This window comes from Enterococcus sp. C53, assembly GCF_040887425.1.
Taxonomy (GTDB): Bacteria; Bacillota; Bacilli; order Lactobacillales; family Enterococcaceae; genus Enterococcus_B; species Enterococcus_B hirae.
This window is the reverse complement of the sequence record NZ_JBFOFT010000017.1, coordinates 1-16,020: the sequence shown is the minus strand read 5'-3', so window position 1 is coordinate 16,020 and position 16,020 is coordinate 1. Positions and strand designations below refer to the sequence as shown.

The 16,020-nt window shown below is 31.8% G+C and carries 11 protein-coding genes and 6 pseudogenes; 2 read left to right on the top strand and 15 right to left on the bottom strand.

Going from position 1 to position 16,020, the window contains the following annotated elements; genetic code table 11:
- Positions 1-415: 415 nt before the first annotated feature.
- The 12 genes and pseudogenes from AB3I42_RS13790 to AB3I42_RS13735 form a co-directional block, all read right to left on the bottom strand.
- Positions 416-655 carry a hypothetical protein gene (locus AB3I42_RS13790; RefSeq protein WP_081125810.1) on the bottom strand — a complete coding sequence of 80 codons (240 nt, stop codon included), beginning with the start codon at positions 653-655 and terminating at the stop codon, positions 416-418.
- Positions 656-1,036: 381 nt separating this feature from the next.
- Positions 1,037-2,554 (bottom strand): peptidoglycan DD-metalloendopeptidase family protein, encoded by a 1,518-nt coding sequence (locus AB3I42_RS13785; protein ID WP_128479537.1) that lies wholly within the window; start codon positions 2,552-2,554, stop codon positions 1,037-1,039.
- Positions 2,555-2,836 (bottom strand): hypothetical protein, encoded by a 282-nt coding sequence (locus AB3I42_RS13780; RefSeq protein WP_053765647.1) that lies wholly within the window; start codon positions 2,834-2,836, stop codon positions 2,555-2,557. It abuts the gene before it with no gap.
- Positions 2,837-3,111: 275 nt separating this feature from the next.
- Positions 3,112-3,308, bottom strand: a pseudogene (locus AB3I42_RS13775) (type II toxin-antitoxin system RelE/ParE family toxin).
- A 75-nt stretch (positions 3,309-3,383) separates the two neighbouring features.
- Positions 3,384-3,725, bottom strand: coding sequence for a bacteriocin immunity protein (locus tag AB3I42_RS13770; RefSeq protein WP_181934730.1), 342 nt, complete (start codon positions 3,723-3,725; stop codon positions 3,384-3,386).
- Entirely contained in the window at positions 3,726-3,902 is a 177-nt protein-coding gene (locus tag AB3I42_RS13765; protein ID WP_081125813.1) for a leucocin A/sakacin P family class II bacteriocin, read from the bottom strand.
- Positions 3,903-4,186: 284 nt separating this feature from the next.
- Positions 4,187-5,365: pseudogene (locus AB3I42_RS13760) on the bottom strand (IS256-like element ISEfm2 family transposase).
- A 156-nt stretch (positions 5,366-5,521) separates the two neighbouring features.
- Positions 5,522-5,629 (bottom strand): annotated as a pseudogene (locus tag AB3I42_RS13755) (RNA-guided endonuclease TnpB family protein); the annotation flags it as partial.
- Positions 5,630-5,835: 206 nt separating this feature from the next.
- Positions 5,836-6,194 (bottom strand): annotated as a pseudogene (locus AB3I42_RS13750) (RNA-guided endonuclease TnpB family protein); the annotation flags it as partial.
- Between the two features lie 509 nt (positions 6,195-6,703).
- Positions 6,704-6,898 carry an acyl-CoA dehydrogenase family protein gene (locus AB3I42_RS13745; protein ID WP_081129216.1) on the bottom strand — a complete coding sequence of 65 codons (195 nt, stop codon included), beginning with the start codon at positions 6,896-6,898 and terminating at the stop codon, positions 6,704-6,706.
- Between the two features lie 260 nt (positions 6,899-7,158).
- A pseudogene (locus tag AB3I42_RS13740) lies at positions 7,159-7,444 on the bottom strand (IS3 family transposase); the annotation flags it as partial.
- A 171-nt stretch (positions 7,445-7,615) separates the two neighbouring features.
- The gene (locus tag AB3I42_RS13735) at positions 7,616-7,990 is read right to left on the bottom strand and encodes a hypothetical protein (protein ID WP_081129217.1); all 375 of its coding nucleotides are present in this window, start codon (positions 7,988-7,990) and stop codon (positions 7,616-7,618) included.
- Between the two features lie 312 nt (positions 7,991-8,302).
- On the opposite strand from AB3I42_RS13735, the gene AB3I42_RS13730 reads away from it, so the two are divergent.
- Entirely contained in the window at positions 8,303-9,661 is a 1,359-nt protein-coding gene (locus tag AB3I42_RS13730; protein ID WP_181934729.1) for a hypothetical protein, read from the top strand.
- A 140-nt stretch (positions 9,662-9,801) separates the two neighbouring features.
- Positions 9,802-10,296: pseudogene (locus AB3I42_RS13725) on the top strand (helix-turn-helix domain-containing protein); the annotation flags it as partial.
- On the opposite strand, the gene AB3I42_RS13720 reads toward AB3I42_RS13725, so the two are convergent.
- The 3 genes from AB3I42_RS13720 to AB3I42_RS13710 all read right to left on the bottom strand — a co-directional run.
- Positions 10,286-10,582: a hypothetical protein gene (locus AB3I42_RS13720; protein WP_081125806.1), complete on the bottom strand. Its 297-nt coding sequence runs from the start codon at positions 10,580-10,582 to the stop codon at positions 10,286-10,288. The pseudogene AB3I42_RS13725 and the gene AB3I42_RS13720 overlap by 11 nt on opposite strands.
- Complete coding sequence (locus AB3I42_RS13715) at positions 10,579-10,764, bottom strand: TetR/AcrR family transcriptional regulator (protein WP_081129220.1); 186 nt, start codon at positions 10,762-10,764, stop codon at positions 10,579-10,581. The genes AB3I42_RS13720 and AB3I42_RS13715 overlap by 4 nt, the downstream gene beginning before the upstream one ends.
- Before the next feature lie 64 nt (positions 10,765-10,828).
- On the bottom strand, positions 10,829-16,020 hold a 5,192-nt coding region (locus AB3I42_RS13710), incomplete at its 5' end, for a ZmpA/ZmpB/ZmpC family metallo-endopeptidase (RefSeq protein ID WP_368022566.1).

Genomic DNA, 16,020 nt, shown 5'->3' with positions numbered 1-16,020 from the left:
GGTCAATAAGCGTTGTAATATTCTTTTGACTTGGTTTCATTGGTAACCGCAACATCCATAAAATACAGCGGTATCCATTAAAGTATAAACACCTCCGACACGCATCGTATCCGTAATTCGGTTAGGTCGAGTAAACATGTTTGTTCCTTCCTTTCATTTATCAGTAAAAATTGAAGAACCCTATTGAGAAATAGAGTTCTTCATCAAATACCAATATAATCACTTATTCTTCTTTCTTTGCGTCTTTTTTAGATTCTTTAAGTTCACTTTTTATTCTTCGTTTTTGTTGGCGATACTGCCCATAATCTTTTCCGAGATCATAAGCATCTCGACGTTTACTCATCAAGGACGAAGAATGATAACGTCTAGGATCTTCTTTTCCATAGCCAAATACTTTATTTTTAGTTGCTTGTTTTTATGGATTATTTTTCTTATGTTGAGACAATTCTTGATTTAATCGGTCAGACTTCGCAGAAATCGTTCGTTTTGGCTTTTCTTCAGTTTTAGGAGATTTTGGATCGTCAGAATCTTGATTAAAACCAGTCTCTTTTTCATTATTAGCTGATAAATGAGCCTCTTCATTTCCAGATGAATAAGAATTTAAATCATCTGAATTGGTCGTTTCTTCTGATTCTTCAGCCTCTTGACGTGCCATTTCATTACTCTTATACTTCCTATAAAATCTGAATCACTAACAATTAGCACAATAATTATTATTAGTTTTGTTTTATCTATAATTACTCACGCTATCGGACTCACTTTAGTACATTTAAGTAAAATAAATATTATTTCAGTCTATAAGATACTAGATATTTCAAAAGACTTTTTTACTCATGTATTGCTTTTTTTCACATTACTTCTACAATTTACTGATATGTTATCTTTTGATGATACAAGCCTTCTAACACAATTGGAAGAAAGAAAATCATGGTTACTTGAATGTGTGGCTATAGGTATAACTGCTCTCTCACTACAATTTATTTATTTTCTTAAATATCAATTAAATGATATAGAGCTTAAAAAACAGCCTTATTCATCAGAATAAGACTGTTTCTGGATCAACCAATTGTGATTGGTTTAAACTATGATTTAGGCACAATTCAAAATGTAAGTGACTGCCTGTACTGTTTCCTGTTGAACCAACATAACCAATAATCTGCCCTTGTTTTACTTTGTCACCCACTTTGACTTGATATTCTTGTTGGTGCGCATATAAAGCCGTTGTACCGTCTTCGTGCTCGATAGCTACAACATTGCCCCATGATGGGTGAAACTCTGCTTTAACGACCGTTCCTGCCTTGCTGGCATAGATTGGCTCACCTTGTGGCGCTGCTAAATCTAATCCTCGATGAAATTCTCCCCCACGAGTACCAAACGGACTAGAAATCGTGTAATTCTTTAATGGAACGACATACCCTTTTTTGTTTAGTTGTGGGCCCGCTACTTCTTTATCATACTTGGTTAAGTCATAGGTTTCGATTAACCCATTTAATTTTTTATCGTAGCTAGTGTCTGTCGCATAACGACCTGTTAGAAACTTCGTTGCTTCTTGATATGTTTTTGCATTGGTCTTCCAAACTCCATCGTAGAAATGGCTATTTCCTGTTAAACCCTCTTTTAATAGTTGAGCATAGTCATTTAAGCTATCCTCATAGTTCTCATACTGTCTAAAAGTTGCCTGAGTAGTATAAAGTGTCCCATTACCCAAATCTTCTTGTGTCGCAAAAGAGACGCCTTTTCCGTTATGTGTGCCTTTGATTCCAAACAAGTTGTAATTTGGTGCTTGTGCTAACTGACTTTGACCACTAGCCGATTCTAAAATCGCTTGAGCAATCATGACGGAAGCATACAAATCATTTTCTTGTCCGATTTTACGAGCAGATTCGCCAATTTTTCGAATAAATGTTTCGCCTGATTCGTCTTTTTCAAAATGAATGTTTCCTTCGTTATCCTTTTTGCTAGAAGGGACTAATTCTTGAATGGGCGCAGTTGGTGCTTGACGATAAGCTTTTGACTCTTCTTGCACAGTTGGTTGAGCTTGTGCCTTTGTTTCTGCTTTTGGTTGTGCATTTTGTCCAGTGGTTGAAGGCTGTTTCGAAACTGATTGTGAAGGAGTGACTTCCGCAGGTTTTGTTGGCTGTGTCACTTCTTGATTCACTGATTCACTTGGTTTTGTGGTTTGCTGTTCCACAGGCTTCGTTTCTGAAGGCTTAGTAGGTTCTTGCGTATTATTTTCTGGTTGACTAGAGTCTGTCGTACCAGGAGTAGTTGTTTCTGGTTTAGATTCTGTTGTTTGTGAACTATCTGTCGTAGAGTCTGTCGTTTGATCGGTTGATTCACTTGGTTTTTGCTCAGATCGTTCAATGGAAGAATCAGTTGTGGTTTCTTCCTTAGTCGTATCTGTACTATCAGTTGTAGAATTGTCAGTATTCACTGTCGTTGATTGTTCTGTCGCTACATTTGATGGTTTTTCATCTGCTAAAACAGATGGAGTATAACCAACAACTTGACCTAATAACAATAAAGCAGACAATAATTTACTCGTTTTCTTCATCTACAAATTTTCTTCCTTTCCTTTATTCAATATAGTTTCTGCAGGAATCTTTTGTCGAATTTGAACCCACCAATAATCTGGTAACCTAGGAACATATCCTTCTTTTTCTGCAATAAACAAACAATTTAAAACAACAGATATACTTAAAGAAAATTCATGATAGTTATCCTTCATTTTGAAAAATAGTTCTTCTGAACATTCTTCACACAGCGTATGATCTTCTACTTGCCAAACGCTTTCTTTTAAGTCAGGAGACACCTGATTATCACAATTGTTATTCACTTATCATTATCCTCCTTCATTCTAACAAAAATCTCTCAACAATAAAGTAACTTCACATTTTTTCAAAAAATTTTTATAATTTACGGGGAAATAATATGAAAAAAATAACATTTGGTTAAAACTAGGAAAATCTATTTTAGTAGTAATTTTTTTATTGTAGGATTTTTTGTTGCTCAAGTGATATTTTCTTTATTTTTACAGCATAGATAAGAAAATAGCCAAAAGATATATATACTCTTTTGGCTACAGTCTGAGTCGTTCTAAAGAAGAACGACCTAAATAATTTTCTTCAACGGTTCATAAAAATTTTCATGTGTTCCACGTAACAATACTGGAATCACCTTATTTTCCCTGATTTCATAAGCCACTCTATAAATTGTACTGCATATCTAAAACCATTAGACCAAATACCTGATAAATCTCCAGTTTTTTGTTCACCTTTATATGGATCAACCGCAATTTCATCATATATTAGCTTCTTTAAATCATATTATATTTCTCCATTCAATTGAATTTTTCAACTATTCAATTGAATGGAGAAATATAATTATCTAATAGGTACTTTTTCAGAATAACTATAGAATTGAGATTTATCTGTAAAATTAGCTTTATATTTACTGTTAATTCCAGCCTTTTTAGATATATCTCCCAATTCTATTAATAACTTTTCATCATTTCCTAAAAAATGAATTTTATTGTCAAAGCCAACAATATAGATATAATTCACCAATTTGTTTATTAATATTTCTGGATATTTTTCGCTATCTATTTTTTTATAGACTTGCAACAAAACATCTGTAATATCTAATATAGCTTTGGTCTCATCACGCTTCTTTAAACTATTATATAATTCATGAATTATTTTTTTTGTTTCATCAATATCAATCATTTAAATCCTTCCTCCACTAAAACTACCAAACAAATTATCTCCCCAACGTTTAACCCCTTCTGACCAAGCTTGTCCCCAATTTACCCAACATTTTTGCTTATTACAATACACACCATTTCCGTAATACGTAGCAGCGTCTATATTTGTTCCTAATGCTGTAAACCCAATACTAATCATACTACAACAGACTAAAACTATTGTTGTGTTTGTAAAAAAACAAAAAGAACAGTATAGTTGTCTTAACGATTAAATAATAAATTATTAAAAAAAGAAATTTATATATCAAATACGAAAAAAGTAGTAAAACTTTTTTTACTTAGCAGGAAAGTAAGACTGGATTTTTAACATGTAGGTAAAATAATACATATTATATTTTTACGATTTAAAAGTACTCCACTAAAAGTCAAATGGGAGCGTCAATAATTTTGTGTAAATAACTCGTCCTTCTGCAAAATAATGGGTTACTCAGTAAACATTGAAGCTAATGTATCCCTCACTTGTTGGAAGCCTTTATGGCTTCTATTTAAGAATTTTTGATTGTATGTATCAAAGATGGATACTAGGAAACGCTCTAGTGATTCTTCATTTTGAAACTGCTCTTTTCTGCGGCTGTATTTCTTGATTTGTTTATTGAAAGATTCGATTAAATTAGTTGAGTAAATGCTTCGGCGGATACCAGGCGGAAACTCATAAAAAGTCAATAAATCTTGATTTTTTATCAGTGACTGCGTCACTTTAGGATAAGTTTTCTGCCACTTCTCAATCATACTCCCTAAAAAGGTATTTGCCTATTCCTTTGAGCTAGCTTGATAAACAGCCTTAAAATCATCACAGATTTCTTTTCGATCTTTGACACGTACTTTATGAGCAATATTACGGGAAACGTGAACACAGCAATGTTGGTATTTAGCTTTAGGATAAATCTGGTGAATCGTATCTTTCATGCCTTTTAAGCCATCAGTAATAAACAGTAAGACATCATGAACCCCTCTGGAGTAAATGTCCTGTAACAACTCATTCCAAACGTAGGTCGATTCAGTCGGGGCAATTGCATAACTTAGTACTTCTTTAGTGCCGTCTTCTCGTATACCAATGGCAATATAGATTGCTTCTTTGGAGACGGTTTGCCGTTTTAAAGGAATATAAGTAGCATCCATGAAAATAGCGACATACTTATCATTTAGAGTTCTAACTTTAAATGCATTTACTTCTTCAGTCAGCACTTTAGTCATGTTGGACATGGTTTGGGGCGTGTAGTGATGCCCATACATTTTCTCAATCAAGTCTGCGATTTCCGACATGGTAATACCTTTTCGGAAGAGGTGAATGACGGTCTCCTCTAAGGTATCATTCGTCCGTCTATAAGCAGGAACAGTCTGTTGCTTGAACTCGCCGTTGCGGTCGCGCGGAATCTGGATATGAAGTTCCCCATACTCGGTCTTGACCGTACGGTCATAGGAGCCGTTACGAGAATTACCCGTGTTAAAACCAATGCGATCGTACTTTTCGTAATCGAGGAAAGCCGTTAACTCCGTTTTGAGAAGCGTATTGACTGCTTTCTCCAAATGGACACGGAATAATTCATTCAAATCGCCTTTGTTCGCTAGAGTCTTTAGAATTTCTGTAGTAAAATCGTTCATATGGAAGTCCTCTTTTCTGTGAATGTGTTGTGGTAACTCTATTCTACAGAAGGGACTTCCTTTTTTCTATTTACACAAAATATTTTACACTCTCAGTCAAATAAAGAATAGATTATCTAATTTATTTTTTTTATTATTAATTGTATATTTTAACTAATTTTTGAAATGAGGAAATCCAATAGATTTATTACAAAAGAAATTGTTATATGCCTTATCTAAAATTAGTTAGATATTAACCACGAAAATATTTTCTTTCAAAAATGGAATTTATTTATGTAAGGGTAGGAAATATCATTTGTGAATTACTGACCACTTAGCTAAAGCTAGCGATTTTTAATGCTTGAAGTGGAATCTTCTTGGAAAAAGAGCATACTTGATAGATTATTTTTGTCACTAATAGCGATGTCTTGTATTTACCATACCCCCATAGTTCCTACAGTTCTTTATTGGATCTGTGCTAATTGTTTTAGTCATAGACCTTCGTTCAGAATATTGATACTTGCATTGATATCTCGGTCATGATGAGCATAACAAATAGGACAAATCCATTCTCGAATTTCGAGAGATTTCTTGCCGTCTTTATGTCCGTATTTTGAGCAAATTTGACTAACCAGAAAATATTTATCAACTTTGATAATTTCCGCTCCATACCAATTAGTCTTTCATTGTAAATTAGTCACAAAACTTAACCAAGAAACATCAGAAATACTTTTCGCTAATTTATGATTACGAAACATACCTTGTGTATTTAAGTCTTCCATACAAATAATATCGTGGTTTTTAATAACTTATTTAGAAAATCAGTACGCTGACTCATTACTTTCTCATATGACATGAAAAAACTCTTTTCGATCTGATGAGCGGTTGGTAGCCACTCACTAGTATATCGAAAGGAGTTTTTTATCGCTAAAGCTACTTCTTCCACGCATAGAAACACGCAGGTTTCTTGTTTCGCACGCTTTGTGCACGAAACTAATTACAGTCATTAAGAAAAAAAAAGTCCGATTTTGAAATTAACCATCAAAATATGATTTTAAGTTACAAAAACCAAAGTAGATGCCAAAACGTTCAGTTTCATCTGGCGTAAAGTGACAAATAGTTATGAATCTACTGTGGATAAGCAATCAAACGAATTCTATCAGATCCTTTATAAAAAAATCTTTCCTTATTTAAAAGAAGAAAAGAGAAGAAAAAAACAAAGCCTTGTTAAATATATTCCATTCCCACCAACCATTTCTCTTACCAATGAAACTTTTTTTAATCTTAATGCATTTTATCTAAAGTAGAGCTTTCTTCTATAATTTTAAAATTTATCTTTTTCTTGTAATTCTGCCAATCTTATAAATTATCTTGTATAATAGCTAATTTTTCTCGAACTAATTGAAATGCAGCAAACTTTTTTCCAAATTGATTGCGCTCTTTAACATAAGCCAAAGCTACTTCTAATAAACCTGCTAGCATTCCTATTGCTACATGCGCAATATCAGCTCGTGTATCTCTTAGAATTCTAGAAACATATTTAAAGCCATTAATATGCTTCTAATCTTGCTTCATCACTTACTTCTACATTATTTAAATAGATATGACCATTTTGAACTACTCTGAGAGCAATCTTTCCTTCAGTATTTCCTGGAATAATAAAACATTTAATTTATTATCTGATGTATCTTTCACAAATACAAGGTTAATATCTGCAGTAGTAGCTCCTCCAATCCATCGTTTTTCTTCGTTAATAATCATGTATTACCGTTTCTTTGAGCAGAAGTAGACAAAAGTAGACAAACTTCCATAAATAAATTAAGATTGTTCATGTTAAGTGTGTTGGCAACTTCACGATAGGATAGCTCACTTGTTTGATATAACTCTAATCTTATTCAGCTTAAATTGAACAGAATATTTTTTATTTTGACACTTTCTTACTAGGCTCTCTTCACCAAATTCTTGATAGATATTGATCAAGTGCTTAACTTGTGACAAAGCCTTAACGGAATACTTCTTTGGCATATAATCACTTCCGCCTTTACCATCCAAATAATCACAAATCATCTTTAATCTAAGCTCAAAAGGATATTTATCCATAAAAAATACCTCCTCAAAAAAATCTAATTTTTTTTTGGGGGGTACAAATGCAAGTCTTTTTTATTAAAGTCAGATTCCATGCAGTACTAAATTCAAATTACCTTAATGTTTAATTACCAAAAAATACATTGATATTTAGATAAGCTAAATTAAGTATACAAAAGGATAAAACTAAATTACCGAAAAATATAGTGAATGATTGACAATATCATTTACATCCATTTCACAAAATTCCTTCATAAAAACAGTATAGTCTTCCTTTGAGTATTTCAAAATCATTGCTTCAGAAAAATCTTCATCGTGCTGAACAGTATCTACAAATGATAACAGAATTTGTAATTGTGCATCTAGTCCTAATACTTCTGCATGTATACGAAAAAAATTACTTGGTTCAACATTGTAAATTTTTTCTTTAATTGATTCACATAGAATCTTCATTCTCTTAGAGATTAAAGGATATTTTTGAGAAAATAATTTATTATTATACTTTTCTTCAAAATATCGAAAATATTCATTTTCTTTCAAAAAAACAGAATAATTCTTCATAATTCTCTCCTCACAATTTCAATATTTCTATATTATTTCTTTATCATATAATCAATAAAACTTAAAATACTCATTGACTAATCTTACATTCGCTACACGATATTAATCACTTCACTTTTCCTATTGAAGATTATTTACTTAATATAAGTCACAGAAAAAATATCATATGATCAATAAAAATTCAATATGCACACTTTTTTTAAAAATTTAATTTCAAAAGGTAAAATAATAAAAAATAAATCTTTTTATTGTAATATATTAATATAATTTAACTAAAAATATGAACATATACGACATTGGAGGAGAATATTTATGATAAAAGAGTATATTGAAAAAGACATAATCAGAAAGACAGAAACTTTAAAATATTTTTTCTATTTTACTGAAATAAATCTGAATATACTTGAAATACCTTTCACTATAGATACATTTAAAAGAGATTTTAGTTTTATTTGCAATACGTGTAGCAAGTATATCAATCAAATCTATCACAAAGGTCCAATATATAGAATATATTTTAAAAAAGATACAGAATATTTTGATGTGGCAGAACTAATCTATAGGGATTCAATTTTTTTGAAGCTCTGTACTTTAAAATTAAAAAACATTGAATACAGTTACTATGATATAGCTGACTTAGAATATATTTCATTAACAAAGGCTTATCATCTAAAAAAAAGAGTTAATGCTTATTTTGAAAATAGAAAAGCTATTAAAAGTGAACTATACTACCGCTATTCTTTTCTTGAAATTTTATTAAGGATTGAAGTACCTTTTAATATATCTATATATGATAATATTGAAATACCATTTAATATAAAAATGAATAAATTAGAAAAGCGCTTATTTCTGGGAGGTATCTATTTAGCTATAGAACGACATGAAAATAATCCTATTTTTATTAGCGATAAATACTTAAAGTTTCTTAAATCCAGTTTAATGTTTTTGGAAATAAAACGTATTATATCAACTATAGGTATTGAGTTAGATGATCATGAAATCGCTTTTTTATCCATTGTATTTAGAATGATCTCATTTAATGTAAACAATTATGTTTTATTTGAAAAAGACCATCTTTTATTGATGAATAAAATGATTGAAACCAATCCTCAAATACCTGATTTATTAATTGCTTTAGATATAAATCTTAAAGTTAACAATATCAATGATACAATAATACAAAGCTCTATTTTAAGATTTATAACTCCACTATTTTTCTCAGAGCAGGAATTCCTTCTATCCAGCCCTATCTATCAGAAAAATACTCATGAAATATTTCTAAATAAATTTCTAAATATTACTAATAACTGGATAAAGAGTTTTAGTGACAAAGAATTTAAATTTTCTAAAGAAGAACTAAATAGAATTAGCATAGAACTTATATCCATAATCAATCAGAAGAAACAAATGATTATAGTAGTCTCTAAAAATATAAATATATATTTAATCTATAGAAAAAAAATCCAAGAGTACCTACTATCTTCTAATAGAATTTTACTAGATAATATATATTATTCATTGGAGGATATTCCTTTACAATTTAAGAATAACATTATAATTTGTGATGAGAGATTGAAAAATAATAATACGATTTTTCCAAATATATACTATATATCTTATACAAATATAGATAATAATTTTAAAGAAATCTTGATTGATTTAAATAGATAAAATAAACTTCTTTAAAATTATTTTTATTAATCTAAAATAGAAAAGTAAAAACCCCTAGAATGGCTCGCAATTCGCTAGCCCCTTAAATGATGTGCCCCCCTTTTAATTAGACTAGAAATCTAATTAAAAGGGGGGTTTTTTTGCAGATATATACATTTGATTTTAAGAAAAAAGTAGTTTCAGATTATTTAAATAACGAAAACGGATACAAATATCTTGCACATAAATATTAAATAAATCGTACACTGGTTAGACATTGGATAAGGATTTATAACTATCATGGTTGGAGGTGGCAAAAGCTACACTACAAAATTTAAAATTGATGTTATAGAATATATGGAAACAAATGGTCTTTCTATCCAAGAAACCGCAAAAAAATTTAATATCGGTTTAAATAGAACTCTAAGTAAATGGATAGAGCAATATGAAGAAGGCGGTGCTTCTTCACTTGAGAGCCAAAAAAGAAGCAGAAAAATTAGTATGAATTCCAAGCTAAATATTCCTAAAAAAACTTAAAGACGAGTCTCTTGAAGAAGAAGTTATTTGTTTAAGAGCAGAGAACGCATATTAAAAAAGTTAGAAACCTTGATTCAAGAACAAGATTAGAGCAAGAAGAAATCAAGGTTAAAACAATCTTTTATAATACTGATCAATATATTTAATCGGAATACTATAGATATAACTTCCATTAAATATTTTTATTCGTTCATGAAATTCTTCAATCATTATCCGATACAATTGATCATAAAACGCATGTGTACTGTTCTTAGACGTTAAGCCAGATAAAATCAATCGATGTTCACCTACGTAAGTAGCAACATAAAAGAAAGCTTCATTAGAGTATAAAATAGTTTCTAAGTTTTTGGAAAATTGAGTAGATTTCAATAGAGTTTGACGATCTTTAATAGATGCTTCTTTCATTTTTGCAGGTGTCTATCAACGATAAATAAAATAAATTCATGTTTATCCTTAAAATAAAGATAAAACGTTCTTCTCGAAACTTTAGCGTTATAAGCTAACTCACTAATTGTAATAGATTCAAAAGATTTTCTAGTCAACAAAGTAGTTAAAGATGTTTCTAGTCTTTTAGTAATCTGCTTCATACGTATTTCCCCTATAAAAAATAGTTAAATGTACCATTCCCTAAAAAGGAAATGGTACATTCTTTTATTTGAAAATAGATTCTTTAAAATCATTCGTTAATAAATGATAGCTCTGCATGATCTTAGCTTTCAAATCATCCATATATCTTGGATTTTGATTCTTTTTAATTAATACCAAGTCATACTCCAAAGCTTCCATAAATAACGCTTGTAAATCAGTATAGCTATTAATTACACGCGTCAAGTTATTCCATTGCACGGTAATCGATTTAATTTTATTTTTCTTATCGCTCCGTTCCTTAAACATAGCTTTCTTGAATTCCTCATAATTATTATATTGACCATTAAATATCTTCTTAATGATAAATACATCAGAGAATGTTTCTCCTTGTCTTTGAGCATCTTGTTTATATTGGTTAGATACATATGGTACAAACCCATCTGTCCAACCTTTTGCAGCTAACAATTCATAAGCTGTTTTTCTAAAGACGATTCCTCCAGAAGCACCATTACTATTTTGTAATGCAGAGTAGATTGGCGCATACATTGAAATTTCATAATATGCGTTATTTCCAACAGAAGCTCCGCCATAATAACGTCTAGATACTACGCTATAATCAATTAAATCATCGACAGTTTTTAGATTCATTTTTTCCCATTCTTCTGCGGTAAATTCCACAACTTTATCTGTGCCATTTTCAAAAGTAAGCTTACGATATAGATATTTAAGCTCGTCTTTCGATTTTTGCAAAGTGACATCGGCTTCTACATAATCCAACAAATACGTAACATCAAATACACCATGCATATACTCATACAAATCTTGAGCACTTTCAAAAATGGACGGACTATAGTTTTGAGAACGTAAACTGTCTTCAGGCCATTCATAGACCATATTTAATCCATAAACAGAAGAATCTTTTGTATATGGTGATTGTAATAAGCCCATCGCAAAGTTTTCTGCATATTCTCCATCACGGCGACCGTACCCATTGAAGTAAATTCCTCCATCAAAGTTATGCGTCATTTCGTGTGTCAATGTAGAAGTGCCATAATCACCTACAGATCCATCTACAACAAAATGTACTAAATTACCATTCGCATACGCACCACTTCCGTTAGGATCATACCACTTTCCAATAGCCCCAAAAAACTCCACCATTGCAGGAACACTGGTATCATATCTTCCAACCCAACGACGATAATATGGCCATCCTTTTGTCTGATCAATGATCCAATAACCATCCCAAACTGGAATATCTCGTGTATAGAGCTGGCTTTTTACTTTCTCGTCCACAATCCGATACCAAGTATCATAGTAACCTGCCCATAAATCACCATAATGAGCCAATGTTTTTTCAAATTCTTTTACCTTTTCCGCATACTCTTCTGGTGTTTTCTTCAACGCTTCATCGATATAGCGTTCATATAAACCAAAAGTAATTGTCGACATATTCGTTACTATAAATACATTATTCGAAGTTAAATTCAATAATGGTAAGATAAAGTTACGATATTCTGTACGATTTTTCCCTTTTAACCGAGGATAGATCTTTACTTCTGCATCCGGTACTTCTTTTGAGGGTGCCTCATATACAAAGGCTTTTGTAGCTCCTTTAAACCAGTCATTTTCATCCATTTCAGGTACAAATAACTTACGATTATAATCCAAGTAATCGATCAAATTCGTTTTTCCAGTTACCGTTGAGAATTGTGTCCCAAAAGTACTGTAGTTATTTTTAACTTGCAGGCTTTCATAACTCATATTTCCGAAAGAAATCAACCAATCTAAGTTATCAACCATAGAACCATAAAAATCGGTCCGATACATCGCCAACTCTTTCGTATTCACATCACCATAATTAATATTATAGAGCCGATTGACATATGTTAATCCTAAAAGTAAGTTTTGAGCTTGATCTTTTAATTTAGTAAGCAAGTATTTAGAAATACCCTCTGAATTCATATCAACAACTGTACTATTCACCAAGATCGAACGTAATTCTTGATTCAGGTTCTTTTTGATTGCATCAAAGGATTCCCATAAATACATATCTCTTAATTTATTATATTTCGACTCTTGAAGATCTTTTTCTGCTTGTGTACGCAATTCTTGTTCTTTTTCTGAAGTTAATTCAGTATCTGGATTATTTTTCTTATAATTAGCAACTGCTTGATCTTGTGCTTTTTGTACTTCATCCTCTGTCCACATGAACCCAAATTTTTGAAGCATATCTATAGATAGAAATTCTATTCCATCAAAAGTTGTTTTTAATTGATTCAATAGAGAGTCGAAATTATTTTGGAATTGCATTGGTGTATAGATGAGACTATCTCCTAATTGAAACTCCACTAATTTCGTATTCTTAAAGCTAGATTCATTAGATAAGGCTAACCACTCTACCGTACCATCTGAATAGTGGATCAGTAGTTGATTGATATCGGATAATTGTTCAAACACATCTGTAATCACTTGGTGATCTTTCGCTGGTGTCACAGATAACACTGACGTAGTATAGAGTTTACTACTTGTATCTACTAAATTCCCGTAACGTAATACCGTATATCGATCATATAAAGGAATAAGTTTTTCCACATTTCGATAAGCAGTTTCTCGCTCTTTTTGATAACCAGATAAATGGCTATAATCAGTCATAGTCGCAGCTTGAGTTAATTCAACTATCTTTATTCCCCATTGAGCAATCAGCTCTTTCGCATGTTCCTCAGATATATCAGTAGATTTAGCATAACTTTTTCCTTCGGCTGCTCCTTGAACATAATAGATGTTCGTAAATGGAGCATACGTATATCCTGTATCCCCATGAATCATATTCCCATTTGAAACAGATACAGAGCTAATAACGTTTTCCATTTTACCATTATACCAAGAACTACCGATAATTCCCCCAATAAATCCTGCAGAGCCATTATTGACAATACTACCTGATACATAGGAATTTTTAATCCAGGTATCACTATAGCTTTGTCCAACTAGTCCACCTAACTTATTGTCATTTCGATATGCAGAGACAATCATATCAACATTTGCATAGCTTCGTTCAATCACGGATTGACCATTTAGTATTCCTACTAAACCACCAATGAAATAATTTTCGCTACTTGTCAGAATCAATGATCCTGAGAAAGAACTATCTAGTAACTTCGAAGAATTGTTCATTGTATATATTAAACCACCAGCATTTATTGGAACACGAATAGTTCCTTCTGCATGAACATTTTGGATTGTCGCATGGTCTGCAGTTTTTGCTAATGATCCAACTCCAGTTTGATTTCCGGTTATAGATACATCAACTAAATGAATATTTTTAACTGTACCATTATTAATAGCATTGAATAATGGTTTATTCAGATTATAAATCGTATAAACTTTTCCAGCTTCACTTTCTAGTGTTCCAGCAAAGGCTTCTGTGATATAACTATCTCCGTTTGCTACTACTTCAGAAGCAGAAAGATCTGCCCCAATTATAAATGTACCATCTGGGGTACTATTAATTGCTTTCACTAAATCGCTAAATGTTGTATACACGCCTTGTTTCTGTGTGATTTTATTGATATAAAACGCATAGTTTTCAGTAAAATCATTCGTGGTTGAGTCATAGGTAACCAATTCCGGATAGGAAAGAGTTACTTTATATTTTGCTTCCCCATTTTCAGTGACTTCTTGAATCTCATGAACCGGTAATAGAATATCTTTATTGTTTGTTGAATCGATTTGAACGATATAATTGGATAAATCTTGTGGTACTTCTTTTAATCCAATAATATTCTTCAAAGAGCCATTATCATTAACTTTGAAGAGCTTTAATGTATTGAAATTAGTGATTTCTAGTTTCTTAGGCACTAATTCGATCGTTTCTTTTTCTTGTTGATTATTGGTAATTGCTTGTTGATTAATTCTATACGTGTAAATTGTCTCTAAAGTATATGGAGTATTATAAGCAAGGTTATTTAGTACTACTAAATGTGTTTTTAAATCAACAGCTTGTTCTACTTTTAAAGACTGATTTTGATATACTTTTACTTGAATTGATTGTAACGTATCATCTATATCTGTCACCTTATAATGAATAGTGGCTGTTTTTTGATCAACATTTTTATCAATAGAAGCCAATTTAACTACAGGAACTTCTTCTTTTTTCTTCAATTGATCAATGGCTTGTTGTAACTTAGAGGCTGCTTTATCTACTTCTTCTTGTGTTGCTTGTGAATTTTTCATTACCCCTTCTGCCTTTTGCAGACTTGTACTAAATGGTGCCCAACTATCTGTAGTATAAGAAGCTGCTTCATAGCCTTTTACTTGATCTATAAGCTTTTGTAGTTCCTCTTTATTTACTACCTTTACTTTTAGCTGTTGAATGCTTTGTTGTAATTCCGTAACCGCTTGATTGACTTCTTCTTGCGTTGCTTGCGCATTTTTCATTACTCCTTCTGCCTTTTGCAGACTTGCACTAAGTGAGGACCAACTATCAGTAGTATACGACTCTTGTTTATATCCTTTTGCTTGATTGATCAGCTGTTGTAAGTTCTCCTTATTCACTACTTTTGTTTTTAACTGTTGGATACTTTCATTTAGTTTAACAACAGATTGATCTATCTCTTCTTGCGTTGCAGCTTCATTTTCAACTACTGTTTCTGAGTTAGCTAGTTGTTCCGTAAATACCTTCCAAGTATCAGCAGTATATTGGTTTTCTTGATAGGTTTTTGCTTCTTGAATCAATTGTTCTAAGGCACTTCGGTCTACTGCTTTCACTTTCGTCCCACGTAAAATTACTCTTTTTACTGGTTCTTTAGTGACTACTCGACTGATTTCTTTTTTGTCGATTTGGGTTCCAGAAGCATCATAAGTAATTCGATACGTAATCGTTTGACTACCCTTTTCTCCTTCTACTTGTACTTTCATTTCCCCTAAATCTAAACTTGGATCATCAATAGTTTCAGTTTGATAAGGAATTTCTTCTGTCACGACTTCTTCTTTTTCTGTCGTAGTACTGTTTGGCTTAGTGCCTCGTTCAATGACTTCTTCGACTGGAGCTGTCGTTACCTCATTACTTATTTCTACTCGACTGATCTCGTTTCCTTCTCCGTCATAAGTCACCTTATAGACAATTGTACGAATCCCATCTTGCCCTGCCGTTTTGACCCGTGTGACCCCTTCTTCTAATTCTGGATTTTCAACAGTTGTCGTTGTAAACGGCACAGCTTCGGTTAAGACCTCTTCTTTTTCTTCTGTTACTG

Coding starts and splice junctions, on each gene's coding strand:
- AB3I42_RS13790 (WP_081125810.1), bottom strand. CDS start 655: ATGGCACGTCAAGAGGCTGAAGAATCAGAAGAAACGACCAATTCAGAT.
- AB3I42_RS13785 (WP_128479537.1), bottom strand. CDS start 2,554: ATGAAGAAAACGAGTAAATTATTGTCTGCTTTATTGTTATTAGGTCAA.
- AB3I42_RS13770 (WP_181934730.1), bottom strand. CDS start 3,725: ATGATTGATATTGATGAAACAAAAAAAATAATTCATGAATTATATAAT.
- AB3I42_RS13765 (WP_081125813.1), bottom strand. CDS start 3,902: ATGATTAGTATTGGGTTTACAGCATTAGGAACAAATATAGACGCTGCT.
- AB3I42_RS13735 (WP_081129217.1), bottom strand. CDS start 7,990: ATGAAGAATTATTCTGTTTTTTTGAAAGAAAATGAATATTTTCGATAT.
- AB3I42_RS13730 (WP_181934729.1), top strand. CDS start 8,303: ATGATAAAAGAGTATATTGAAAAAGACATAATCAGAAAGACAGAAACT.
- AB3I42_RS13720 (WP_081125806.1), bottom strand. CDS start 10,582: ATGAAAGAAGCATCTATTAAAGATCGTCAAACTCTATTGAAATCTACT.
- AB3I42_RS13715 (WP_081129220.1), bottom strand. CDS start 10,764: ATGAAGCAGATTACTAAAAGACTAGAAACATCTTTAACTACTTTGTTG.